Here is a 22,298-nt window from a genome sequence, read left to right on the forward strand (position 1 = left end):
AAAACGGAGGCATTGTCCGCTTTCGCGTGGGGGTGCGGAGCCGGGGCGGCCAGGTGCCGGAGGCAGAAGGCACCGGATCAGGTGTAGAAGTCCGTCCGGACGGGGAGGGCTCTGTCAACACGATGTGACGACATCGAGAAGCGACACCGGGAGCCGGCGCCCGGTTCTGACCGAGGACGGCCGGGGCGGCCGGCACGGCTGGGACCGCGGTGGGCGAAGACGCGCCGGCCGGCATGATGCTGCGGCGTGCGGCGGCGGAAGCGGCGCCTGGCCGCGGGGGTCGGGCGGTGTCCGCGCGTGCTCAGGCGTCAGGACGCTCGTAGAGCGCGTTCAGCAGTCGGTCGAGCTCGGCGAGATCCGGGTGGTGGGCCACCATCCGCAGGCCCCGGTCATGCTCGCGCAGGCCCGACCGCCCGCCGGCCGGTATGTCGTCGTGGCCGGCCTCCGCGACAGGCGTCGCGGTCGCGCAGGCCCGCCGCAGGGCCTCGCTGAAGGAGCGCTGGGCGGCCCTGATCGGCTCGGCGACCTCCTCGACCATCGCGGATACCTCGGCCCGGACCACCAGCAGATACTCCCCCCGCTGGACGAGCGCCTCGTCGACGGCGGCGCGTGCGGCATCGAGATCCAGGCCGGTCCGGGCGGCGACACGGACGGCCAGCCTGTCCAACAGAGCTTGCTGCGACTCAGCCATGCCTCCATCATCCCCCGTGCCGGGCCTCTCCACCCTCCGTACGGTGGCGATGCCATCCGTACGAAGGCGGAGAGGCGGGCAGGACGCGGCCGGCCCGGCGCCGGAAGCCGGGAAGCGCGCCGGATTCACGGCACAAGCCCGCTGAGCTCCTCCCGTCGGCGCAGCTCAAGCGCCTCGACCCGCCCGGCCTGCCCCTCGGTGAGCACGTCACAGAGCCAGTCCCAGTGCAGCGCCACCCGATCGCCCGGGCGTGGCGCGGCGATGAGCGAGCGGCCGCCGGTCGACCAGCGAACCACCTCGCGCCGGGGCGCCCCGGTGACCATGCCCGTCCCGTCCCAGCGGAGCGGGCGGGACTCCACGGTGGCCGCCTCGCCCTCGACGCCGAGGACCACGCCGCCCCGGATACGGCACTGGTCGAGTACGGACAGCGCCGTCGGGTTGCCGGTGCGCCGGAGCATCTCGGCCCACGGGTACACGTCGAACACCTGGAAGCTGTGGTGGGCGAGGGCGCGGTGGGCCGCCTGGCGCCAGGTGCCGCCGAGCTGGCCCCTGAACCGCTCGCGCAGCCGGTCGAGGAGGACCGCCGGGTCGACCCGGTCGAGCAGCTCGTTCCCGATCCAGTACGCCTCCACGACGCTCACGTCGAGCGGGTCGGCGAGCCCGGCGGCCTCGGCGAGGACTTCGAGGTAGCACCAGGCGCCCTCGAACCGCCGGGCCCGCTCCTCGATGCCGGCCGCCCCGTCGGGCCTGAGCAGCGCGGCGGCGTCCGGGGGGCCGCAGTACCCCAGCTCATTGGGCGGGTAGGCGTAGCGCGCGAACAGCAGCGCGCCCGGTGTGCTCATTCAGCAGATCCTCGGGAGCTGTTCGCCGATCGGGAGGCCCACCACCCGGGTGCCGCCGAGCCCGGTCCTGGCCACCACCATGCCGGGGTGCTCGGCCACGCAGGTGCCGATCCGGCGTGCCGACCGCCCCAGCGGGTGCGCCCGCAGGGCCGCCAGAGCCTGATCCGCTGCCGCGGCGGGCACGAAGGCGACGAGTTTGCCCTCGTTGGCGACCTGGAGGGGGTCGAGCCCGAGCAGGCTGCACGCGTCCGCCACCGCCGGCGGGATGGGCAGCTCGCGCTCGATCAGCTCGACCCCCACGGCCGAGGCGCGGGCGATCTCGTTGAGAGCGGCCGAGACACCGCCGCGGGTGGGGTCGCGCAGCACGTGCGGATCGGCGCCGGCGGCGATCAGCGCGGCGACCAGACCGTGCAGCGGGGCGGTGTCGCTCTCCACCGTGGTGCCGAACTCCAGGCCCTCCCGGCAGCTCATCACCGCCACCCCGTGCACGCCGATGTCGCCGCTGATGAGCACGGCGTCACCGGGCCGGGCGCGCCGCGGGTTGATGTCGACGCCGTCCGGGATCAGTCCGATGCCGGAGGTGTTGACGTAGACACCGTCGCCGCCGGCGTTGTCGACGACCTTGGTGTCCCCGGTGACCAGCCGCACCCCCGCCGCCCGCGCGGCGGCGCCCATCGCCTGGGCGATCCGGCCGAGTTCGGCCAGCTCGGTGCCCTCCTGGAGGATGAACGCGGTCGACATGAACAGCGGCGACGCCCCCGACATGGCCAGGTCGTTGACGGTGCCGTTCACCGCGAGGTCGCCGATCGACCCGCCGGGGAAGAACATCGGTTTGACCACGAACGAGTCGGTGGAGAAGGCGAGGCGGGTGCCGTCGCCGACCGAGAGGACGGCGGAGTCGCCGAGTTCGGCGGCGGCCGCGGCGCCGAAGGCGGGCAGGAAGAGGTGCTCGATCAGTTCCCCCGACATCGCCCCGCCGCCGCCGTGGCCCATGACGACCAGGGGCGTGTCGCGCAGCGGCACCGGGCAGACCCAGCTCTCGAAGTCGAGGCCGGCCGGGGCGTGGGGCGTCACTTCAGTCGCTTCGATCACTTCGTATCGACCAGTTCCAGTCGGCGGTAGGTGTAGTAGGCGGCGCACGCGCCCTCGGCGGAGACCATCGTGGCGCCGAGCGGGTTCCTCGGGGTGCACTGGGCGCCGAACGCCGCGCACTCATGCGGTTTGATCAGGCCCTGGAGCACTTCGCCGGACCGGCACAGGGCCGACTCCGCGGTGCGGATCGCGCTGACGTCGAAGCGCAGTTCGGCGTCGAACTCCTTGTATTTCGGGGCCAGTCGCCAGCCGCTGAGCGGGATCTCGCCGATCCCGCGCCAGGTGCGGTCGGTCACCTCGAAGACGTCCCGCAGCATAGCGATCGCCGGCAGGTTGCCCTCCTCGCGCACGGCGCGCGGATAGGCGTTGCTCACCTCGTGGCGGCCTGTTTCGAGCTGGACGATCGTCTGGCGGATGCCTTCGAGGATGTCGAGCGGCTCGAAACCGGTGACCACGATAGGGACTTCGTACCGCTCGGCGAGCGGCGGGTATTCCGCCGTGCCCATCACGCTGCACACGTGCCCGGCGGCCAGGAAGGCCTGGACCCGGCAGGTGGGGGATTCCATGATGGCGGCCATCGCCGGCGGCACCAGCACATGGGAGACCAGCAGCGAGAAGTTGCGCACCCCGAGGCGCCTGGCCTGGTGGACGGCCATCGCGTTGGCGGGCGCGGTGGTCTCGAACCCGATCCCGAAGAAGACGACCTCCCGGTCGGGGTTCTCCCTGGCCAGGCGCAGCGCGTCGAGCGGCGAGTACACCACCCGGACGTCACCGCCCGCGCTCTTGACGGCGAAGAGGTCCTGGCCGCTGCCCGGCACCCGCAGCATGTCGCCGAAGGAGCAGAAGATCACTCCGGGGCGGGCGGCGATCGCCAGGGCCCGGTCGATGATCTCCAGGGGTGTGACACAGACCGGGCAGCCCGGGCCGTGGATCATCTCCACACCCTCGGGGAGCAGTTGGTCGATGCCGTGCCGGATGATGGAGTGGGTCTGGCCGCCGCAGACCTCCATCATGGCCCATGGCCGGGTGGTGGCGGCGTGGATCTCGTCGAGCAGCTTGCCGGCCAGATCCGGGTCGCTGAACTCCTCCAGATACCTCAACGGCCCGCTCCTTCCGTCAACCGGTCCCGCCGCGGGCCGGGTTCGGCGCCGGGTTCGGCGCTGTCGCCGAACTCCTCGGCCAGCAGGCCGAGCCGGTCGAAGTCGGCCAGCGTCCGCCGGGCCGACCGCTCGTCGAGGCGCTGGATGGCGAACCCGACGTGCACGATGACGTATTCACCGATCGTCACGTCGGGGATGTACTGGAGGCAGACCTCCTTGCGCACGCCGCCGAAGTCGACCTCGGCCATCAAGGTGCCGTCGACCTCCGCTGTGCTGAGGACTCGCCCCGGAACTGCCAGACACATGGTCCCTCTTCTCGGTGGATCCGATCTCGCCGGTGCGGTCAGCCCGCCGCGGCGATCAGTAGCTGCCCCAGCGCGAGCCCGCCGTCGTTCGGCGGCAGCAGCCGGGGCCGCAGTACGGTGAACCCCCGCTCGGTGAGGGTGCGCTGGGCCTCGGTGAGCAGTACGGCGTTCTGGAAGACCCCGCCGCCCAGGGCCACCACGTCGAGGCCGGTCTGCACCCGGCAGATCTCGGCGAGGTCGGCGACCAGGGCCGCGACCGACGCGTGGAAGCGCGCGGCGATCAGCCCGGCCCGTACGCCGGCCCGTACGTCGGCCACCACGGCGCGGATCACCGGGCCGGCGTCGGCGACGGCGGGTTCGCCGACCTCCGCGAGCCCGATCCGGAACGCGTAGCCGCCGCCGGGACCGGTGGCGGCCGCTCCCCCGGACCTGGCCAGCCCCTCCAATTGGACCGCGGCCTCCGCCTCGTAGGTCACCTCGTGCCGGACACCGGCCAGTGAGGCGACCGCGTCGAAGAGGCGGCCCATGCTCGATGTGGGCACACAGCCGAAGCCGGTGCCGAACTGGTGGGCGAGTACGGCACGTTCCCTGACCGGGCAGGCGTCGACGGCGGGCATGCCGGGCTCCCAGTCCACACCGGCGGCGTGCAGGTGGGCCAGGGCCATCCGGTAGGGCCGCAGTACGCTCGCGTCGCCGCCCGCCAGCGGTACGTAGCCGAGGTGCGCCGCCCTGCGGAAGGACTTGTAGCCGGCCACCAGGACCTCGCCGCCCCACACCGCGCCGTCGGAGCCGTATCCGGTGCCGTCGAAGGCGATCCCGATCACCTTCTCGTCGGCGCCCAGGCCGTGCTCCCCCATCACCGAGGCGATGTGCGCGTGGTGGTGCTGCACGGTGCGCACCGGCCGGCCGGCCGCGTGCCCGCGGGCCCAGCGGGCGGAGCCGTAGTCGGGGTGCTGGTCGGCGACGAGCTGGCCGGGGCGCACACCGGTGAGGTGTTCCAGGTGCTCCTCGGTGCGGGTCAGCGCGTCGACGGTGGCGAGTCCCGCCATGTCGCCGATGTGCTGGCTGACCCATGCGTAGCGGCCTTCGCCCAGCGCGCAGGTGTTCTTCAGGTCGGCGCCGACGGCGAGCGTCGGCGGCACGTCGAAGGGCAGTACGAGGGGCAGCGGGGCGTAGCCGCGTGATCGGCGCAGCGGCAGTTCGGCGCCGGCCGCGTATCGGCTGACCGAGTCGTCGCAGGGCACATGGATGGTCCGGTCGTGCCGCAGCCAGGCGTCGGCCAGCGGCGCCAGTTCGGTCAGCGCCCGGGCGTCGTCGGTGACGATCGGTTCGCCGGCCGGATTGGCGGAGGTCATCACCAGCGCGTCGGGCCCCGGGTGGTCGTCCCCGATCCCGAAGAGCAGGACGTGCAGCGGGGTGTAGGGGAGCATCAGCCCGAGATCGGGATTGTCCGGCGCCACCGCGTGGCAGACCCCGGCGCCGCCGGGACGGCGCGGCAGCAGCACGATCGGCGCGCGGACCCCGGTGAGCAGCTCTTCTTCCGCCTCGGTCAAGGTGACGAGTTCGGCGGCCACGGCGAGGTCGCGGACCATCACGGCGAACGGCTTGCCGCCCCGCTCTTTGCGGCGGCGCAGTTCGCCCACCGCCCGGTCGTCGCCGGCGTCGCACGCCAGGTGATAGCCGCCGACGCCCTTGACCGCGACGATCCGTCCGGCGGCCAGCAGGTCCCGCGCCGCCCGCAGCGCGTCGGCGCCGGTCACCGCGGCTCCGCCGTCGCCGCGGACCAGTTCGAGCCGGGGGCCGCAGTTGTGGCAGGAGATCGGCTGGGCGTGGAAGCGGCGGTCGCCCGGATCCTCGTACTCCGCCTGGCAGTCCCCGCACATCGTGAAGGCGGCCATCGTGGTGGCCGACCGGTCGTACGGCGTGCCGGTGACGATGGTGAACCTGGGGCCGCAGTGGGTGCAGGTGATGAAGGGGTGGCGGTACCGCCGGTCGGCGGGATCGCTCATCTCCTGCCGGCAGTCCCGGCAGACGGCGACGTCGGGTGAGACCAGGGTGCGGGCCCGGTCCCCCTCGGTGGAGTCCTCGATGGTGAACTCCGTGCCGCCCCGCGTCGGCAGCTCGCACGAGTCCACCCGCTCCACCACCGCCAGGGGCGGTGGGTCCGCGCGCAGGATCCGGCCGAACTCCGCCACGGCCTCAGCGCCCCCCTCCACCTCGGCCACCAGGCCGGCGCTGGTGTTGGCGACCGAGCCGGCCAGCGCGAGGCGCGAGGCGGTGACGTAGACGAAGGGCCGGAAACCCACGCCCTGGACCACGCCGCGCACCTCGAACCGCCGGCGGATCCGCCGGTCCCTGGCCCGCCCCATCATCTCCAGCCCCGACAGGGCCTCTTCGGCCGTGGCCCGGTCGACGACCTCGACCGCGAAGCCCATGTGGAGCAGCACCCACGCGCCGGGGCCCGGGGGTTCGTCGAGCATCCCGATGTTGACGCGCCGCCGCGCCCCTTCCACATCGACCAGCGCGAGCTGGCCGGCGTATCCGTCCACGATCTCCACGACTCGGCCGGGGATGCCAAGACACATCTTCAAGAGCTCCTGGGTTCGGCGGGTTCGGCCGGCACCAGCCGCCGGACCAAGGTGCGTACCGCGTCGGCCGCCGCCGGGACCGCGGCGGCGACGGCCTCACTGAGGCCGATCCCCTCCTCGACCCCGGCGGGGGTGCATCCGACGATGTAGGTGAGCGGCAGGATACCGCCCATTGAGCCCAGATTTGCCAGTACTGCCACCGGATTCATACCGTGTGCGTCGAATGCACCATTGCCGAGGTCCGCCGGGCCGACCTCCAGCACGGTCAGGGCGCCGGGCGGACCGGCTCCCGGGTAGGCGTCGACGATGATCAGCGCCTCGTAGCCGTCGAGCAGGTCGTAGGCCAGGTGCATGCCCCGGATGCCGTAGTCGACCGTCCTGACGCGCGGCGGCAGGCCGTCGGACGCGGCCAGCCGTCGCACCACCTCGGGGCCGAAGCCGTCGTCGCCGAGGAAGAGGTTGCCGATGCCCGCCACGAGCACCCCGCCGGCCACCGGTCAGCCTCCGCCGGACTGGAGCGGGGGCGCGTCCGGGTCGATCGGGCCCTGGGGCCGCACCGAGGTGTCGGCCTTCTCATCGGGCCTGTCGGCCGCGCTCTCCGGCCGGTCGGCGGGGCCGGCGCCGGGCTTGTCGGAGCCGGTGTCGCGGGAGCCCTTCGGACCCCGCGCCTCCTGCGGCTCCTCGGTCAGCCAGTCGCCGGGCCTGCCCGGTTTCCCGGTTTTCTCGGTCATCGCATCCCCTTCCTCGGTCTCTTCCTCTTCCTCGGTGCGTGCGCGGGATCTCTCGGCGCCCGCCGCGCTCACATCGAACGCATGCGCAGATAGCGGCGGATGTCGGGGATCGACATCACGCCGACGACGAGGGCGGTGACCGCCCCTACGGCGGCCAGCGCGGTACTGATGATGCCCAGGACCTTCATGGTCGGCTCTCCTCTCGGGGGTCGGCGGGGGCGTCGACGGCCAGTGGTTCCAGCTCGTCGGGGGCGAAGTAGAAATAGCGGCCGTACCAGTCGTGCAGGTCGGCCGCCGGGTCGTCGACGAGGACGAGCGCGACGTGCACACCCCCGTCGACGTCGGAGATGACACCGGTCACCCGGGCCACCTGGCCGGCGAAGAAGAGGTCCTGCGCGTCGGCGCGGCGGGAGGGGTGGACCCGCACCAGGCCGCCTTTGCTGACGCGGACGCCGTCGATCACGACCGCGTCGGAGGCGGGATCGACCAGGGCGTCGGCCGCCGGGTCCCACCAGGGCGCGCCCCCGGTGTCGAAGGCGGGCGGCTCGGTGTCGCGCAGGTCGCCGCCGGCGCCCGTGCCCATACCCGCGCTCGTGCCCACGCCCACGCCCGCGCCCGCGCTCGCGACGGCGGGTGCCGGGTGTGGATCGCGCAGCAGACCGTGCAGCTGTTGCAGGTCCGCCGCCGACATGGCGTCGCAGCGGTCGATGATCTCCCGCGCCCGCGGATCGGTGGCGCGCGCCTCGGCCTTCTCCTCCTCGGTCATGGTCATCACCCGCAGCGTCAGGATCTCGTCGATCTCGGTGGAGTCGAAGAGCGCGCCCGGGCTCTGCTCGGCCACCTCGGGGTGGTCGTAGAGGATGATCGGCGCGCCGAGCACCACGTCGGTCGAGCCGTGCGGGCCGGCCAGTACGGGCCAGCAGCGGCGTTGCCGGCAGCGGGCCGCGGCGGCCACCGCCTGCTGCGGCGGTTCGAGCAGGGAGACGAACTCGGCGCCGTGTGCCTGGAGGATGAGATGCGAGCCGATGAGCGAGGTGCGGATCGCGGCGTCCTTGCCGGCCGCGGTCTCCGGGTGCTCGTTCGCCACCGCCACCGACAGCCGGACGAAGCCGTCGTCGGCCGTCGCCGAGGCGCGGATCCGGACCGTGAGCGGTTCACGGCGTCTGACGATCCGGCCGACCGGTGTGCCGTCCGCGGCCGCCAGCGGCTCGATGTCGGCGCCGCCCGGGACCGTGTGGCGCGCGTCGTACGGCTGCGTCAACGCCAGGGCGGGCAGCACGACTTCCCGCTCCACCGCCTCGTCCCAGCTCAGCACCGACCCGCCGTCGACCCGCAGTTCGCCGACCGGGATCCAGTCGCCGTCGGCGCCGGGCCGCTGCACCTCGCGGATCTGGAGCTGGAGAAAGCGGAGATGGACGGTGACGGCGGCCGACCCGGCAGGCCCGGTGGCCCCGGCCGGCCCGGCCGGCCCTTTGTCGGACCGCGCCAGCAGGACCTGCGTCGCCATGCCGGGATCCTCGGCGAAGCTCTCCGGGGACGCGGACGGCGGGCCGAGGACGCCGAACTGCCAGCGGGACCGGTTCTTGTGCGAGCTGGCGCGGTACGGGTAGAGCAGATATCCCTCGTAGAGCACCGCGTCGGCGATCGCACGGACCCGGTCGAGGCCGGCCGAACCAACGGGACCTGCCGGACCTGCCGGATCAAAGGCGGTCACACGACCACCTCGCCCGCGCCGGCCAGCAGGACCCGCACCGTCTCGTCCCAGCCGATCAGCCCGCGGCGCGCGCGGAAGTCGGCGATCTCGTCGATGACGTCCTGATCCAGCCTGATCCAGCCGGAGTTGGGGAAGTGGAACGACATCATCCGCCGCCACACCGCGACCGGCAGCGCGTGCCGGGCCTCGCACTCCCAGGGCACCTGCCGTACGCCGAAGCCCGCCCCGCCCCGGGTGAACACCGTGCCGGAGAAGAGCAGGGTGAGCGGCACCTCGCCGTCGCCGAGCGCGTGCAGATAGCGGGAGCCGATCACGTCGAAGTCGTAGGTGCAGGGCAGGGCGAGATCGACCTCGGTGGCGCCGGTGAAGCCCTGCACGGTGGTGTCGCAGCGCATCCACTGGAAGGGCTTGAGGGTGTCCGGCCACCGTTCCCGCCCGCCGAACAGGCCGCGCAGGCCGTCCCCTTCGGCGTCGTCGTAGCGGCGGCGCTGCGGTTCGATCCGGACCTGGCAGTGCAGCACGATCGCGTGGATCCGCTCCCCCGTCCCGTCCTCGATCCGCAGCCGCGCGGTCAACTGCGGTACGACGGTGTACGGCTCGGCGAACATGTCCAGCACCGAGAAGCCGAGGCCGCTCATGACGGACCCACCAGGTCTACGCCCGTGCTGCGTTCTCCGACCCGGGCGAAGAACGCGTCGATGGCGTCGTGCGCCTGCCGGCCGCCGTCGAAGCCGCGCCACAGAGTACGCAGCCGGCCGACCAGTTCGTAGCAGGCGTCGATGGGCACGAGATGGCAGGTCGAGGCGCCCGGCCGGTCCGAGCGGCGGATCAGCAGGGCCTCCACGTCGGCGTGCAGCGCGGCCAGTTCGGGGTTGGCCGCGACGAGGGTGTCCCAGGTGTCCAGGGGCAGTTCGGACTCGGTGGCGCCCGCGGGCCCCGGGTAGAAGGCGATCGCGCGGCCCAGCCGGGAGTTGCGGAAGATGAACGCGAGCCCGACCGGGATCTGGAGTTCGTCCCAGGTCCGCTGGTCGAGGATGAGATCGTCGAAGCGCAGATACCGCTCGGGTACGGCCCGGTAGCGCAACTCCGCGTCCTGGTCGCCGAAGAGCAGGTAGCAGGGCCGGCAACTGCACATCAGGGCCCGGGTGTCCAGGTTCACCACATGGGAGTGGTCCGGCCGGACCGGCTCGGCGCACATCTCGCAGCGCTCGGCGGTGACCGGGCGCGGGCGGTGCCGGATCCTCAGCAGTGCGGCGGCCGGTGAGGAGCGGCGGCCGTGGAGGATCATGTCGCCACCGGGGCCGGGACGGCGACCGAGACGGTGGCGCCGTCGGCGAGCAGCGGCAGCGGGTCCAGGTGCAGGTCGTCCGCGTCCAGGCAGGCGCCGGCCCGTCGTACGTCGTAGTGCGCCGCGCAGGCGGGGCAGCGCAGGACCGCGTCTGCCGGTCCGCCGCCCAGCCGCCGGGCCAGGACCGCGCCCGCCAGCGGCTGCTCGCAGCGGGCGCACCGGTCGCGGAAGGCGAAGAGGTCCGCGCCGATCCGGCAGGCCAGCACCGGGACCTGGTCGACCGTCAGCCGGGTGACCGCGCCCGAGTCCAGGCCGACCAGCTCCGGCACGGGCTGCCAGGTGGCACCGGCCTCGTCGGGCGCCGGGGCCGGCTCGTGCAGCCGGGCGAAGAGGGCGTCCACCGGGACCAGCGGTCCGGCGGCGGTCGACGCCGCGTCGGCGGCGGACTCGACCTCGATCGTACGGATTTCCGGGGCGGCCGACTCGACCGCTCCCCGTACGGCGAGCGTGAGCGTGGCCGAGGAGGACGGGCAGCCGTCACAACTGCCGAGCAGGCGCAGCCGGACGGCGCCGTCGTCGGTGATGCCGAGCAGTTCGACATCGCCGCCGTGGGAGCCCAGGTAGGGCCGTACGCTCGCCAGCGCGGCCTCCACCCGTGTCTCCACGCTGTACGGGTGCAGTCCGTGCACCAGCAGGATGCTCGCCACCAGGTCGTCCGCGGCCAGGGCGGCGAGCGTGTCGTCGTCGAGACGGCCCCGCTCATGGACGAGTTCGAGCAGCCTGGTCAGTCCGGCGCCGTAGAAATCGGTGACCAGCCGGACGAGTTCCTCGCTCCGTTCGCGGGCGATCGTCCCGCCCGCCGCCGCGGCGGCAAGCAGGGTGTCGATCCGGTCGCCGGTGGTGTGCCGGTCGGCGGCCGTCGGGGGAAGCTGTTCGGTCACGTCACGCACCCGCGGACTGGGTCGGGGAGTGGAGCAGTTCGAGCTTCTTGCCCTCGCCGAGATACATGTGCACACCGCAGGGCAGGCAGGGGTCGAAGCTCCGGACCGTGCGCATGATGTCGATGCCCTTGAAGTGCTCCCGGTCGTTCTCCTCGAAGATCGGCTGGCCCTGCACCGCGTCCTCGTAGGGGCCCGGCGTCCCGTAGCTGTCGCGGGGGCTCGCGTTCCACGGAGTGGGCGGATAGGGGTGGTAGTTGGCGATCTTGCCGTCCCGGATCACCATGTGGTGCGACAGGACGCCGCGCACCGCCTCGGTGAAGCCGCAGCCGACACCTTCCTCGGGGACCTCGAAGGTCTCCCAGGTCTTGGTCCGGCCGGCCCGGATCTCCACCAGTGCCTTCTCCGCGAAGTGCAGCGCGCAGGCCGCCGCGTACGCCTGGAAGTAGGTACGGGCCCGGTTGCGCTCGATGGTGTTGCTCCACTGCGGGATGCGCCACTCCAGCTCGACCGGGCCCTTGAGCGCGGTCTTGGGGAGGTTGATCTGGACGCTGTGTCCGGTGGCTTTGATGTAGCCGATGTCGACCAGGCCGGCCAGCGCGGTGGTCCACAGCCGGGCCAGCGGGCCGCCGCCGGTGTCGAGGGCGAGGTAGTCCTTGCCGTCGAACCACCGGGGCGACATGACCCAGCTGTATTTGCCGTCCATGTCGCGCTTCTGCGGGCGCGGGTTGGTGTGCTGGTTCCACGGGTGCCGCCGGTCGACCGGGTTGCCGAGCGGGTCGTGGGTCACGAACATCTCCTGGTCCTCCCAGTCGCCGTAGTACGACGAGCCGAGCAGGACGCGGATCCCCAGGTTGATCTTGACCAGGTCGGTGGTGACGAGTTTCCCGTCGACGACCACGCCGGGGGTCACATACATCTTCCGGCCCCAGTCGGTCATGTCCTTGTACTCGAAGTTGCAGTGCTCGGGGTCCTGGAAGGAGCCCCAGCAGCCGAGCAGGACCCGCCGGTTGCCGACCATCTCGTAGCCGGGCAGCGCCTCGTAGAAGAAGTCGAAGAGGTCGTCGTGCATCGGCACGACCTTCTTCATGAACTCGACATAGCGCTGGAGCCGGGTGATGTAGTCCGTCATGAGCTGGATGGTCGCGACCGTGCCCACACCGCCGGGGTAGAGCGTGGAGGGGTGCACGTGCCGGCCCTCCATCAGGCAGAACATCTCCCGGGTCAGCCGGCTCACCTGGAGCGCCTCGCGGTAGAACTCGCCGGTGAAGGGGTTCAGCGAGCGCATGATGTCGCCGATGGTCTTGTAGCCATGGTCGTCGCCGTGCGGGGAGGGGGTCCGGTTGGCCTTTTCGAGCACTCCGGGATTGGTCTCGGCGACCATCTTCTCGCAGTAGTCGACCCCGACCAGGTTCTCCTGGAAGATATTGTGATCGAACATGTACTCGGCGGCCTCGCCGAGGTTGACGATCCATTCGCCGAGGTGCGGCGGCTTGACCCCATAGGCCATGTTCTGCGCGTAACAGGAACAGGTGGCGTGGTTGTCACCGCAGATACCGCAGATCCGGCTGGTGATGAAGTGGGCGTCGCGCGGGTCCTTGCCCTTCATGAAGACCGAATAGCCGCGGAAGATCGAGCTGGTGCTGTGGCACTCGGCCACCACACGCTGCTTGAAGTCGATCTTCGTGTAGATGCCCAGGCTGCCGACGATACGGGTGATGGGGTCCCACGCCATCTCCACCAGTTCGTCTTTGCCCTGCGTGCGGCCGCCACCCCTGCTCCGCGTCGCCGTCATTGCGCCGCCTCATCTTTCCTTGTGTCGCGGTGGGTCACCAGGTGCGGGTGGCACCGGTCGTGAGGGTATTGCCCGGCCGGCGCCATTTCGGCTCCCGGTCGAGGGTGTGGGTGGTGATCTGCCGCAGCCGGCGCATGGTCGATCCGTACGCCTTGGCGGAGTTGGTGGAGAGCTTTCCGCCGGGCGGCTCGTCCATGAAGGGCATGAACTTGTCCGGGAATCCGGGCATGGTGCAGCCGATACAGATCCCGCCGACGTTGGGGCAGCCGCCGATTCCGTTCATCCAGCCGCGCTTGGGCACATTGCATTTGACGGCCGGGCCCCAGCAGCCCAGTTTGACGATGCACTTGGGCGAGCCGTATTCGGTGGCGAAGTCGGCCTGCTCGTAATAGCCGGCGCGGTCGCAGCCCTCGTGCACCGTCTGGCCGAAGAGCCAGCTCGGCCGCAGCGCCTCGTCCAGCGGGATCATGGGCGCCTGGTCGGTCGCCATGTAGAGCAGATAGGTGAGCGTCTCGGAGAGGTTGTCCGGCTGGATCGGGCAGCCCGGCACGTTGACGATGGGAATGCCCGCCTTGGACTTCCACTCCCAGCCCAGATAGTCGGGCACGCCCATGGCGCCGGTCGGATTGCCCGCCATGGCGTGGATACCGCCGTAGGTCGCGCAGGTGCCGGCGGCGACGATCGCGGTGGCCTTGGGCGCCAGCCGGTCCAGCCACTCGCTGGTGGTCATCGGCTGTCCGGTGGCCGGATCGTTGCCGAAGCCGCACCAGTAGCCGTCGCCGTGCAGCTTCTCGTTGGGGATCGATCCCTCGACCACCAGGACGAAGGGATCGAGCTCGCCCCGGTCCGCCTTGAAGAACCATTCGAGGAAGTCGTCGGCGCCGCCGTTGGGTCCGCATTCGAAATCGATGAGCGGCCAGTGCACGGCGATTTTCGGCAGGCCGGGCAGCGCGCCGAGCGCGATCTCCTCGATGCTCGGCTGAGTCGCGGCGGTCAGCGCCACCGAATCGCCGTCGCAGCTCAGGCCGGCATTGATCCACAGCACATGGATCAGGGTGTCTTCAGCTGTGACTGCTTGTTCTGTCGGCATAGCGGTGCCGCCTTCCGGGGCCGTTGACCGATCCCTTGCGTCGTAGCGAACGACTTTCGCCCCGCACCTGTGGTGTCGCTCACATTGCTACCATCTAGACTCCGCTCAAGATGCCTGTCAACACGGGAATCCGCACATCGTTCGCCATCGTTCGCCGTCTTCCGCCGGAACAGCCGGGTTTGCCGAAAGCGCGAAATGGCCCATTCAGGTGGCGGCCGGAGAAGGAGGCGGCGATGCACGAACTGTCGATCACCCAGAGCGTTGTCGACGCGGTGTGCGAACGCGCCGCGGGCCGCCCGGTACATTCGGTCAGACTGCGGGTCGGCGCGCTGACCGCGGTGGTGGCCGACTCCATGCGATTCTGCTTCGACCTGATCACCGACGGGACGGTCGCGCAGGGCGCCACGCTCGACATCGAGCAGCCGCCGGGCGGTGGACACTGCCGCTCGTGCGCCGCCGATTTCACCCTGAAGGACCTGGTGCTGCTCTGTCCCTGCGGCAGTGCGGACGTGGCCATCACCTCGGGGCGGGAACTCCAGATCATCTCCATGAAAGTGGGCTGAGGTATGTGCGGTAGCTGCGGTTGCGGCGGAGCGGACGACGGCGGACACGCGCATGAGCACCTCCACCCGGCGGAGCACGGCGGCACCGTCACGCTCGAACAGCGGGTGCTGGCCAAGAACGAGACGCTCGCGGAGCGCAATCGGGCCTGGCTCGCCGCCCGGTCCGTCACGGCGGTGAATCTGATGAGCTCGCCGGGTGCCGGCAAGACCACCCTGCTCGAACGCACCGTCGGCGAGCTTTCCGGCCGGCGACCGGTGGCGGTCGTCGAGGGCGACCAGGAGACGATGCTCGACGCCGACCGGATCAGACGGGCCGGCTGCGCGGTGGTCCAGGTGAACACCGGCGCCGGGTGCCATCTCGACGCGGAGATGATGCGCGGCGCGCTGACCGAGCTGTCCCCGGTGAGCGGCGCGCTGATCCTGGTGGAAAACGTCGGCAATCTGGTCTGCCCGGCGATGTTCGACCTCGGCGAGCACAGCAGGGTGGTGATCATCTCGGTCACCGAGGGCACCGACAAGCCCCTGAAATACCCGTATATGTTCGCCGCCGCCGACCTGATCGTCATCAACAAGGTCGATCTGCTGCCCTATGTCGATTTCGACGTCGACCTGTGCGAGAAGTACGCCCGCTCGGTCAACCCGGACGTCGGGGTTCTCACGGTGTCCGCGACCGCCGGCACCGGGATGGACCGCTGGTACGCGTGGGTGGCCGCACAGGACTGACTCGACCGGCGCCCGCAGTTCAGCCCGCGCCCACCGCTCACCCGGCGCCCCCGCTCACCCGGCGGCGGGCGCCGCCGCGCGCAGTGGTTCCAGGCGTACGGTGATCCCCTTCGAGGTCGGGGTGTTGCTGATCGCGGCCACGCTGTCCAGCGGCACCAGGACGTTGATCTCGGGGTAGTAGGCGGCGGCGCAGCCGAGGGCGGTGGGATAGGCGACCAGCCGGAAGTCCGCCGCGCGCCGCTCGGCGCCGTCGGACCAGACGCTCACCAGGTCGACCCGCTCGCCGTCGGAGCGGCCGAGCCGCTCGAGATCGGCGGCGTTGACCAGGACGACGCGGCGCGAACCGTGGATGCCGCGATAGCGGTCGTTGTTGGTGTACGGGACGGTGTTCCACTGGTCGTGCGAGCGGATCGACTGGAGGATGAGATGCCCGGCGGGGGCGCTCAGCATCGCGAAGTCGTTGCGGCTGAACTCGGCCTTGCCGCTGGGCGTCGCGAAGACTCCCTCGTTCACCGGGTTGGCGAGCGGGAAACCGCCCGGCTTCGCCGCCCTGACGTTGAAGTTCTCGAAGCCCGGCACGACCCGGGCGATCCGGTCGCGCAGCGAGCCGTAGTCCGCCTCGAACCGGTCCCAGGGCACCGGCACCCGGTCGCCGACCGTCCGGCGGGCCAGCCGGCAGAGGATCGCCACCTCGCTGAGCAACTGCTTGGAGACGGGCTCGACGCGGCCGTGGGAGGTGTGCACCATGCTCATCGAGTCCTCGACGGTGACGAACTGCTCGCCGCCGCTTTGGATGTCCCGTTCGCTGCGGCCGAGCGTCGGCAGGATCAGCGCCGTCCGGCCGCAGACCGTGTGCGAGCGGTTGAGCTTGGTGGAGATGTGCGCGGTGAGCCGGCAGCGCCGTACCGCTTCCTCGGTGACCCGGCTGTCGGGGGTGGCCCGGACGAAGTTGCCGGCCAGACCGAGGAAGACCTTGATCCGGCCGTCGCGCATCGCCCTGATCGAGTCCACGGTGTCCAGGCCGTGCGCCGCCGGCGGGGTGAAGGAGAACTCCCGGCCGAGATCGGCCATGAACCGCTGGGGCATCTGCTCCCAGATCCCCATCGTGCGGTCGCCCTGCACATTGCTGTGGCCGCGCACCGGGCAGACGCCCGAGCCGTGCTTGCCGATGTTTCCCCGCATCAGCAGGGTGTTCACCAGCTCGCGGATGGTCGGTACGGCGTGCTTGTGCTGGGTCAGTCCCATCGCCCAGCAGATGACGACCCGTTCGCTGCCGAGGATCAGATCGCGCAGCCGCTCGATCTGCCGCCGGGTCAGCCCGGTGGCGGCCAGCACGTCCGGCCAGCGGACCGTCGCCCTGATGTGGTCGGCGAAGTCGGCGAACCCATGGGTGTGGGAGTCGATGAAGGACCGGTCGAGGACGGCGCCCGGCGCGTTCTCCTCCGCCTCCAGGAGCAGCAGGTTCACCGCCTGGAAGAGGGCCAGGTCGCCGCCGAGCCGGATCTGCAGGAAGTCGTCGGCGATCGCGATGCCGCGGCCGATGACACCGCGCGGCTTCTGCGGGTTCCTGAACCGCAGCAGCCCGGCCTCCGGCAGCGGGTTGACCGCGACGATCCGGCCGCCCCGGCGTTTGTTCTCCTCAAGCGCCGAGAGCATCCGCGGATGGTTGCTGCCCGGATTCTGTCCCAGGGTGATGATCAGATCGGCGTCGTAGAGGTCGGTCAGGCTGACATTGCCCTTCCCGACGCCCAGCGTCTCGTGCAGCGCGGCGCCGCTCGACTCGTGGCACATGTTGGAGCAGTCGGGCAGGTTGTTGGTGCCGAAGACCCGGGCGAAGAGCTGGAGCACGAAGGCGGCCTCGTTGCTCGCCCGCCCCGAGGTGTAGAAGACGGCCTCGTCCGGCGAGTCCAGGTCCTTCAGCTCGTCCGCGATCAGCCCGAGCGCGTCGTGCCAGCTCACCGGTTCGTAGTGGTCGGAGCCGGGGCGCTTGACCATGGGTTCGGTGAGCCGGCCCTGCTGGTTGAGCCACTGGTCGGAGGCGCGGCCCAGTTCGGCGACCGAGTACGTACGGAAGAAGTCGGCGGTGATCAGCCGTGTGGTCGCCTCGTCGTTGACGTGTTTGGCGCCGTTCTCGCAGTACTCGTTCTTGTGCCGGTGGCCGGGCTCGGGGTCCGGCCAGGCGCAGCCGGGGCAGTCGATGCCGCTGGTCTGGTTGAGGCTGAGCAGCGTCCGCGCGGTCCGCACACCGGAGGTCTCGGTCAGCGAGTAGGTGAGCGCGTGGGCCACCGCGGGAACACCGGCCGCCCAGGTCTTGGGCGGGGTGATCTCGGCTTTGTCGCCGGTCGGTTCCCCAGCCTGGTCCGCGGTCGGTGGCTTCTTCATCCGCTCAGCCTCTCGCCGTCATCGCCTTCGTCGCCATGGTCATCGCCGTCATCACCGTCATCGCCGTCATCACCGTATGGGCGTACCCGAAATCAGGCGCTCGGGTGTCAGCCACTCGGCCAATCGGGGACATGCGGCGGATCCTGCCCCGAATCCGGCCGCACCCGGCTCTCGCTGATCACCCCGCGCCACGCGCCGGTCTCCCGGCCCTGCCCCTCGATGAACAGCTTGAAACACCGCAGGTTGCCGCGCACCCGCCGGCGGATCGCGCCGGTGAGGACCATGAGCCATCCCACGACGCCGCGCGGCGTGAAGTCGACCCGCAGCGTCACCCGCGTCCTTTCGTCGCCGAACGACTGGAAGGTGACCGTCCCCGAATGCCGGGCCGTCCCCAGGCCGCGCCAGGCGACCCGCTCGTCGGGGGTCTGCGCCACGATCTCCGCGTCGAACTCGCGGGTCACCCCGCAGTGCCGGGTCACCCAGTGGGTCAGCGTCGACTTCGGCCGGTCGACCCGCAGCACACCGTCCATGAACCGGGGGAAGCTCTCGAACTGCGTCCACTGGTTGTACGCCATCCGGACCGGAACCCGGACATCGACGGACTCCTCGATGATGGTCATGAATACGCAGCCTAGGGACGACCGCGGCGCGGCGCCCGGCCACCCGGCCAACCGGGTGGCGGCGGTTCCCGGGGCGCCGCCCCCGCCCGGTGGTCAGGGCAGGGCCGGCGCCGGGGAACGGCTCTGGCGGTGGGGCCTGCGGCCGGGTCAGGAGCCGGTCGGCCAGGTGATCTGCGTCGAGTGGAAGTAGCCGACGCCCATCGCCTTCCATCGCGGCCCCTGGGCGCCCACCCGCTGGTCGAAGGCGGAGACGCTGTGTGTGCTCTGCGGCGACCAGCCGAGTTCGGCGAGGGCCGGGAGCCTCGGGAAGGCCATGTAGTCGATATTGGCCGAGGTGACGATCGTCTCGGTCCACAGCGGGGCCTCCACCCCGAGTACCGACGACTCGCCGACGCCGCTCAGATACGCGCCCGGGTTCCAGTCGTACGCCTTGTTCACCTCGATGAGGCCCGCCCAGGTCTGCCCGAGCGGGGTCGAGTTGGTGTACTTCATGTCGAGGTACGCCCGGTTCGCGGGGGACATGATGACCTTGGTGCCGTTGGCGGCGGCGGCCGCCGTGGCGGAGTCCGTGGTGCCCGTGCCCCAGAACTGGGCGACGGTCGACGGCAACGGCGTGGCGTGGGTGATGTCGTGCCAGCCCACCACGGTCTTGCCGTGCGACGCGACGATCTGCTGGACATGGTTGACGAAGGTGGCGTAGTCGGCGGCCGGGGTCGAACTCGCCTCGTCGCCGCCGATGTTGAGATACGGGCCGGGGGTGAGCGCGGCCAGTTCGCCGACCACCTGGTCGATGAAGGTGTAGGTCACGGGCAGCGCCACGCACAGCGAGCTGAACCCGACGCTGGTGCCGGTGTAGAGGGCGGGCGCCACGCCGTTGCAGTTGAGCTGGGCGTAGGAGGAGAGCGCCGCGTTGGTGTGCCCCGGCATGTCCAACTCCGGGACGACCGTGATGTAGTGGGCCGTCGCGTAGGCCACGATCGCGCTGTAGTCGGCCTGGGTGTAGTAGCCGCCGGCGCCGCCGCCGACCTGCGTACTGCCGCCGTGCGTGGCCAGGTTGGGCCAACTGTTGATGGCGATCCGCCAGCCCTGGTCGTCCGACAGGTGCATATGCAGGTAGTTGACCTTGTACAGCGACAACTCGTCGATGTAGCGCTTGACCTGGGCCACGGTGAAGAAGTGGCGGGCGACGTCGAGCATGGCGCCGCGGTAGGCATAGCGGGGGTAGTCCAGCACGGTCCCGCCGGGGACGGTCCACGGACCGCTCTGCGCCGTGCTGCTCATCACCGCGGGCGGCAGGAGTTGCAGCAGCGTCTGGACTCCGTGGAAGAGTCCGGCGCTCTGGTTGGCGCGGATCACCACCCCACTGGTGGTCGTGGTGAGTTGGTAGCCCTCGGTCCCGGTGCCGGTCGGCGCGCCGGAGAGCTGGAGGGAGACGGTGCCGCCGCTGCCCGAGCCGACGGTCAGCGGCAGCGCGTATCCGGTGGAGGCGCGCAGCACACCGGCCAGATAGCCGCCGACGTTGGCGTCGGCGGAGCTGATGGTCGCCGAGGACGCCAGGGTGAAGGTCTGCCCGTTGGCGGTCTCGCTCACCGGCACGGGCACCACGGTGTTGGGGATGGTGGTGGCCGCCGCGGCCTGGCCGGTGACACCGAAGACGCCGGCCAGGCCGGCCGCGGTCACCAGCGTGAGCAGCACCCGCAGCCCGCGCGACGCGCGCGGTCCGCGCCGTCCGCGTGCCGCGCCCGGTCGACGCGCCGCACGCGGCCCGAACCGGGCGGGTGCAGCGGGTTCAGCGGCTTCAAGGGGTATGCCGCCGGTTCCGGATAATCGTCTCATGGTCACCTTGTCGCTCTGCCGATCTTGGGGTGCGCCGTCCCGAACCGCCGGCGCCGGGCCGGCGCCGCGGGATCGGGCGCCGGCTGACCGGTCAGGGCGGAGTCGGCCCGTGGGAAGAACCGACTGGGGCCGGGAGGAAGTGGTGCAGACACTAGCGGTCCCGGGCCGCCGGTGGGCCCGCTACAGCGCGGCTGCCGGTCGCGGCCCCTTCCGACCGCCCCCGGGGCGGCAGACCACCCGGCAGTCGGCGGGTCTGGAGACCGGCGCGTCAGGCCCACTGTCGTCGCCGACGTCGGCCACGCCTCCGTCATCGCGCGGGAGGAGAGCTTCGGTCCGGTGCTCGCCGTCAGGCGATCCAGCGCCGGCCGGGACGGCCGGGACTGCGACCATTCGGCCGTATTGCCGGGCCCCGGCCCGCACCGTCAGGTGCGTGTGGTAGCCGCCGGGCCCAGGGTGTGCTGTGGTGAGGAGGAGGACGAGCTGTGACGGCCGGGCTCCGCGGCCGAACCGGGTCCTGCTGATCCCGGAGGTGGGACATGGCCATGGCGAGCGATGCGACCGGTACGAAGAACGAGACCCCGCGGGGCGGCGCCGGCGGCACCGCCGACCTGATGGTGATCTTCGGCATCTCCGGGGATCTGGCCCGCAAGATGACCTTCAGCGCGCTCTACCGCCTGGAGCGCCGGAAGATGCTCGGCTGCCCGATCATCGGGATCGCCGGCGCCGACTGGTCCCGGCAGGACCTCGTGGACCGCGCCCGGCAGGCGATCACCGAGGGCGGCGAGGATCTCGACGAGCGGGTGTTCGACCGGTTCGCCCGGCGGCTGACGTATCTGCGGGGCGATGTCACCGGCGACGCGCTCTACGAGGAGCTCGGCCGGATGATCGACCGCGACAGCAGGCCGCTGTTCTACCTGGAGATGCCGCCCTTCCTCTTCGCGCCGATCGTCGAGCACCTCGCCGCCGCGGACCTGCTGCGCAACGCCCGGGTCGCCGTCGAGAAACCCTTCGGGCACGATCTGGCGTCCGCCCGCGAACTCAACGCCCGCTTGCGCAAGGTGCTCCGGGAGGACCAGATCCTCCGGGTCGACCACTTCCTCGGCAAGGAGCCGGTCATCCAGTTGGAGTATCTGCGGTTCGCCAACCTCGCGATGGCCGACGTGTGGGACCGCAGGAGCGTGTCCGCCATCCACATCACCATGGCGGAGAACTTCGGCGTGGCGGACCGCGGCTCCTTCTACGACGCCGTCGGCGCGCTGCGCGACGTGGTGCAGAACCATCTGCTCCAGGTGCTGGCGCTGGTCGCCATGGAGCCCCCGGTCGGCGCGGACGCCGACGACCTGCGTGACAAGAAGGCCGAGCTCTTCCGGTCCATCCCGCCGATCGACCCCAAGCGCTGCGTGCGCGGCCAGTACCAGGGGTATCTCGATGTGCCCGGCGTGGCCGGGGAGTCGGCCACCGAGACCTTCGTCGCCCTGCGGCTGGAGATCGACAACTGGCGGTGGTCCGGCGTCCCCGTCTTCCTGCGGGCGGGCAAGGCCATGCCGGAGACCGTCACCGAGGTCCGGCTGCTCCTGCACCGCACGCCCACCCTGTCCTTCCTGCACACCTCCCACCAGGTGGAGCGGAACCAGATCGTGGTGCGTATCGACAAGAAACCCGGTCTGCGGATGCAGCTCGCCGGACATGCCGGGGACACCTGGCACCCGGTCCATCTCGACACCCCCTTCGCCGAGGAGCTGGGCAAGCCGCGCGAGCCGTACGAGCGGCTGCTCTACGCCGCCATGATCGGCGATCCGCAGCTTTTCGCCCGGGAGGACAGCGTCGAGGAGACCTGGCGGATCGTCCAGCCGCTGCTCGACCACCCCACTCCGGTGCAGCCCTACGAGCAGGGCAGTTGGGGGCCGGCCGCGGCGCACTCCCTGGTGGCGGGGCATCCGCCGTGGCAGGACCCCTGGTTGCCGCCGCAGGAGGGGTGACCGGGCCGGGCCTGCCCGCGG

The 22,298-nt window shown here is 71.3% G+C and carries 22 protein-coding genes; 4 read left to right on the forward strand and 18 right to left on the reverse strand.

Annotated elements, in window-relative coordinates; translation table 11 throughout:
* Positions 1–301 precede the first annotated feature (301 nt).
* The 15 genes from OG519_RS01865 to OG519_RS01935 form a co-directional block, all read right to left on the reverse strand.
* On the reverse strand, positions 302–691 hold the full coding sequence (locus OG519_RS01865) for a hypothetical protein (RefSeq protein ID WP_405577766.1): 390 nt from the start codon (positions 689–691) through the stop codon (positions 302–304).
* A gap of 125 nt (positions 692–816) precedes the next feature.
* Positions 817–1,533, reverse strand: coding sequence for a DUF6390 family protein (locus tag OG519_RS01870; RefSeq protein ID WP_405577768.1), 717 nt, complete (start codon positions 1,531–1,533; stop codon positions 817–819).
* Entirely contained in the window at positions 1,534–2,526 is a 993-nt protein-coding gene (gene hypE / locus OG519_RS01875; protein WP_405592404.1) for a hydrogenase expression/formation protein HypE, read from the reverse strand.
* Between the two features lie 95 nt (positions 2,527–2,621).
* On the reverse strand, positions 2,622–3,725 hold the full coding sequence (hypD, locus tag OG519_RS01880; RefSeq protein WP_405577770.1) for a hydrogenase formation protein HypD: 1,104 nt from the start codon (positions 3,723–3,725) through the stop codon (positions 2,622–2,624).
* The gene (locus OG519_RS01885; protein ID WP_405577772.1) at positions 3,722–4,030 is read right to left on the reverse strand and encodes a HypC/HybG/HupF family hydrogenase formation chaperone; all 309 of its coding nucleotides are present in this window, start codon (positions 4,028–4,030) and stop codon (positions 3,722–3,724) included. Before OG519_RS01885 ends, hypD begins: the two co-directional genes overlap by 4 nt.
* A 38-nt stretch (positions 4,031–4,068) precedes the next feature.
* Positions 4,069–6,615 (reverse strand): carbamoyltransferase HypF, encoded by a 2,547-nt coding sequence (hypF, locus tag OG519_RS01890; RefSeq protein ID WP_405577774.1) that lies wholly within the window; start codon positions 6,613–6,615, stop codon positions 4,069–4,071.
* A gap of 2 nt (positions 6,616–6,617) precedes the next feature.
* Complete coding sequence (locus tag OG519_RS01895; RefSeq protein ID WP_405577776.1) at positions 6,618–7,112, reverse strand: hydrogenase maturation protease; 495 nt, start codon at positions 7,110–7,112, stop codon at positions 6,618–6,620.
* Positions 7,113–7,115: 3 nt separating this feature from the next.
* Positions 7,116–7,349, reverse strand: coding sequence for a hypothetical protein (locus tag OG519_RS01900; RefSeq protein WP_405577778.1), 234 nt, complete (start codon positions 7,347–7,349; stop codon positions 7,116–7,118).
* A 68-nt stretch (positions 7,350–7,417) separates the two neighbouring features.
* A complete protein-coding gene (locus OG519_RS01905; RefSeq protein ID WP_405577780.1) occupies positions 7,418–7,537 on the reverse strand; it encodes a DUF6893 family small protein in 120 nt (39 codons plus the stop codon).
* Complete coding sequence (locus OG519_RS01910; protein WP_405577782.1) at positions 7,534–9,063, reverse strand: hypothetical protein; 1,530 nt, start codon at positions 9,061–9,063, stop codon at positions 7,534–7,536. The genes OG519_RS01905 and OG519_RS01910 overlap by 4 nt, the downstream gene beginning before the upstream one ends.
* A complete protein-coding gene (locus tag OG519_RS01915; RefSeq protein ID WP_405577784.1) occupies positions 9,060–9,701 on the reverse strand; it encodes a DUF6084 family protein in 642 nt (213 codons plus the stop codon). Before OG519_RS01915 ends, OG519_RS01910 begins: the two co-directional genes overlap by 4 nt.
* Positions 9,698–10,351: a DUF5947 family protein gene (locus OG519_RS01920; RefSeq protein ID WP_405577786.1), complete on the reverse strand. Its 654-nt coding sequence runs from the start codon at positions 10,349–10,351 to the stop codon at positions 9,698–9,700. The genes OG519_RS01915 and OG519_RS01920 overlap by 4 nt, the downstream gene beginning before the upstream one ends.
* A complete protein-coding gene (locus tag OG519_RS01925; protein ID WP_405577788.1) occupies positions 10,348–11,292 on the reverse strand; it encodes a NifU family protein in 945 nt (314 codons plus the stop codon). The genes OG519_RS01920 and OG519_RS01925 overlap by 4 nt, the downstream gene beginning before the upstream one ends.
* A gap of 1 nt (position 11,293) precedes the next feature.
* Positions 11,294–13,084, reverse strand: coding sequence for a nickel-dependent hydrogenase large subunit (locus OG519_RS01930; RefSeq protein WP_405577790.1), 1,791 nt, complete (start codon positions 13,082–13,084; stop codon positions 11,294–11,296).
* A gap of 34 nt (positions 13,085–13,118) precedes the next feature.
* Complete coding sequence (locus OG519_RS01935; RefSeq protein ID WP_405577792.1) at positions 13,119–14,174, reverse strand: hydrogenase expression protein HypE; 1,056 nt, start codon at positions 14,172–14,174, stop codon at positions 13,119–13,121.
* Between the two features lie 233 nt (positions 14,175–14,407).
* Between OG519_RS01935 and OG519_RS01940 the strand changes: the two genes are divergently transcribed.
* A complete protein-coding gene (locus OG519_RS01940) occupies positions 14,408–14,737 on the forward strand; it encodes a hydrogenase maturation nickel metallochaperone HypA (protein WP_405577793.1) in 330 nt (109 codons plus the stop codon).
* A 3-nt stretch (positions 14,738–14,740) separates the two neighbouring features.
* The gene (gene hypB, locus OG519_RS01945; protein ID WP_405577795.1) at positions 14,741–15,460 is read left to right on the forward strand and encodes a hydrogenase nickel incorporation protein HypB; all 720 of its coding nucleotides are present in this window, start codon (positions 14,741–14,743) and stop codon (positions 15,458–15,460) included.
* A gap of 54 nt (positions 15,461–15,514) precedes the next feature.
* On the opposite strand, the gene OG519_RS01950 is transcribed toward hypB, so the two are convergent.
* From OG519_RS01950 to OG519_RS01960, 3 genes are all read right to left on the reverse strand, one after another.
* Positions 15,515–17,842, reverse strand: a complete 2,328-nt coding sequence (locus OG519_RS01950) for an FdhF/YdeP family oxidoreductase (RefSeq protein ID WP_405577797.1) — start codon at positions 17,840–17,842, stop codon at positions 15,515–15,517.
* Between the two features lie 107 nt (positions 17,843–17,949).
* On the reverse strand, positions 17,950–18,462 hold the full coding sequence (locus OG519_RS01955) for an SRPBCC family protein (protein WP_405577799.1): 513 nt from the start codon (positions 18,460–18,462) through the stop codon (positions 17,950–17,952).
* A gap of 147 nt (positions 18,463–18,609) precedes the next feature.
* Positions 18,610–20,157 (reverse strand): beta-N-acetylhexosaminidase, encoded by a 1,548-nt coding sequence (locus OG519_RS01960; protein ID WP_405577801.1) that lies wholly within the window; start codon positions 20,155–20,157, stop codon positions 18,610–18,612.
* Positions 20,158–20,469: 312 nt separating this feature from the next.
* Here OG519_RS01960 and OG519_RS01965 point away from each other — a divergent pair, with 312 nt between their 5' ends.
* Both OG519_RS01965 and OG519_RS01970 read left to right on the forward strand, forming a co-directional pair.
* Entirely contained in the window at positions 20,470–20,784 is a 315-nt protein-coding gene (locus OG519_RS01965) for an aldehyde dehydrogenase family protein (RefSeq protein ID WP_405577803.1), read from the forward strand.
* Between the two features lie 56 nt (positions 20,785–20,840).
* Positions 20,841–22,277, forward strand: coding sequence for a glucose-6-phosphate dehydrogenase (locus tag OG519_RS01970; protein WP_405577805.1), 1,437 nt, complete (start codon positions 20,841–20,843; stop codon positions 22,275–22,277).
* Positions 22,278–22,298 lie beyond the last annotated feature (21 nt).

The organism is Streptomyces sp. NBC_01190 (assembly GCF_045039895.1).
Taxonomy (GTDB): Bacteria; Actinomycetota; Actinomycetes; order Streptomycetales; family Streptomycetaceae; genus Actinacidiphila.

What these genes read in the sequence shown, in the direction of transcription:
- OG519_RS01865 (WP_405577766.1), bottom strand. Translation starts at nt 691, where the DNA reads ATGGCTGAGTCGCAGCAAGCTCTGTTGGACAGGCTGGCCGTCCGTGTC.
- OG519_RS01870 (WP_405577768.1), bottom strand. Translation starts at nt 1,533, where the DNA reads ATGAGCACACCGGGCGCGCTGCTGTTCGCGCGCTACGCCTACCCGCCC.
- hypE (WP_405592404.1), bottom strand. Translation starts at nt 2,526, where the DNA reads ATGGGCCACGGCGGCGGCGGGGCGATGTCGGGGGAACTGATCGAGCAC.
- OG519_RS01885 (WP_405577772.1), bottom strand. Translation starts at nt 4,030, where the DNA reads ATGTGTCTGGCAGTTCCGGGGCGAGTCCTCAGCACAGCGGAGGTCGAC.
- hypF (WP_405577774.1), bottom strand. Translation starts at nt 6,615, where the DNA reads ATGTGTCTTGGCATCCCCGGCCGAGTCGTGGAGATCGTGGACGGATAC.
- OG519_RS01900 (WP_405577778.1), bottom strand. Translation starts at nt 7,349, where the DNA reads ATGACCGAGAAAACCGGGAAACCGGGCAGGCCCGGCGACTGGCTGACC.
- OG519_RS01905 (WP_405577780.1), bottom strand. Translation starts at nt 7,537, where the DNA reads ATGAAGGTCCTGGGCATCATCAGTACCGCGCTGGCCGCCGTAGGGGCG.
- OG519_RS01915 (WP_405577784.1), bottom strand. Translation starts at nt 9,701, where the DNA reads ATGAGCGGCCTCGGCTTCTCGGTGCTGGACATGTTCGCCGAGCCGTAC.
- OG519_RS01920 (WP_405577786.1), bottom strand. Translation starts at nt 10,351, where the DNA reads ATGATCCTCCACGGCCGCCGCTCCTCACCGGCCGCCGCACTGCTGAGG.
- OG519_RS01930 (WP_405577790.1), bottom strand. Translation starts at nt 13,084, where the DNA reads ATGACGGCGACGCGGAGCAGGGGTGGCGGCCGCACGCAGGGCAAAGAC.
- OG519_RS01935 (WP_405577792.1), bottom strand. Translation starts at nt 14,174, where the DNA reads ATGCCGACAGAACAAGCAGTCACAGCTGAAGACACCCTGATCCATGTG.
- OG519_RS01940 (WP_405577793.1), top strand. Translation starts at nt 14,408, where the DNA reads ATGCACGAACTGTCGATCACCCAGAGCGTTGTCGACGCGGTGTGCGAA.
- hypB (WP_405577795.1), top strand. Translation starts at nt 14,741, where the DNA reads ATGTGCGGTAGCTGCGGTTGCGGCGGAGCGGACGACGGCGGACACGCG.
- OG519_RS01950 (WP_405577797.1), bottom strand. Translation starts at nt 17,842, where the DNA reads ATGAAGAAGCCACCGACCGCGGACCAGGCTGGGGAACCGACCGGCGAC.
- OG519_RS01955 (WP_405577799.1), bottom strand. Translation starts at nt 18,462, where the DNA reads ATGACCATCATCGAGGAGTCCGTCGATGTCCGGGTTCCGGTCCGGATG.
- OG519_RS01970 (WP_405577805.1), top strand. Translation starts at nt 20,841, where the DNA reads ATGGCGAGCGATGCGACCGGTACGAAGAACGAGACCCCGCGGGGCGGC.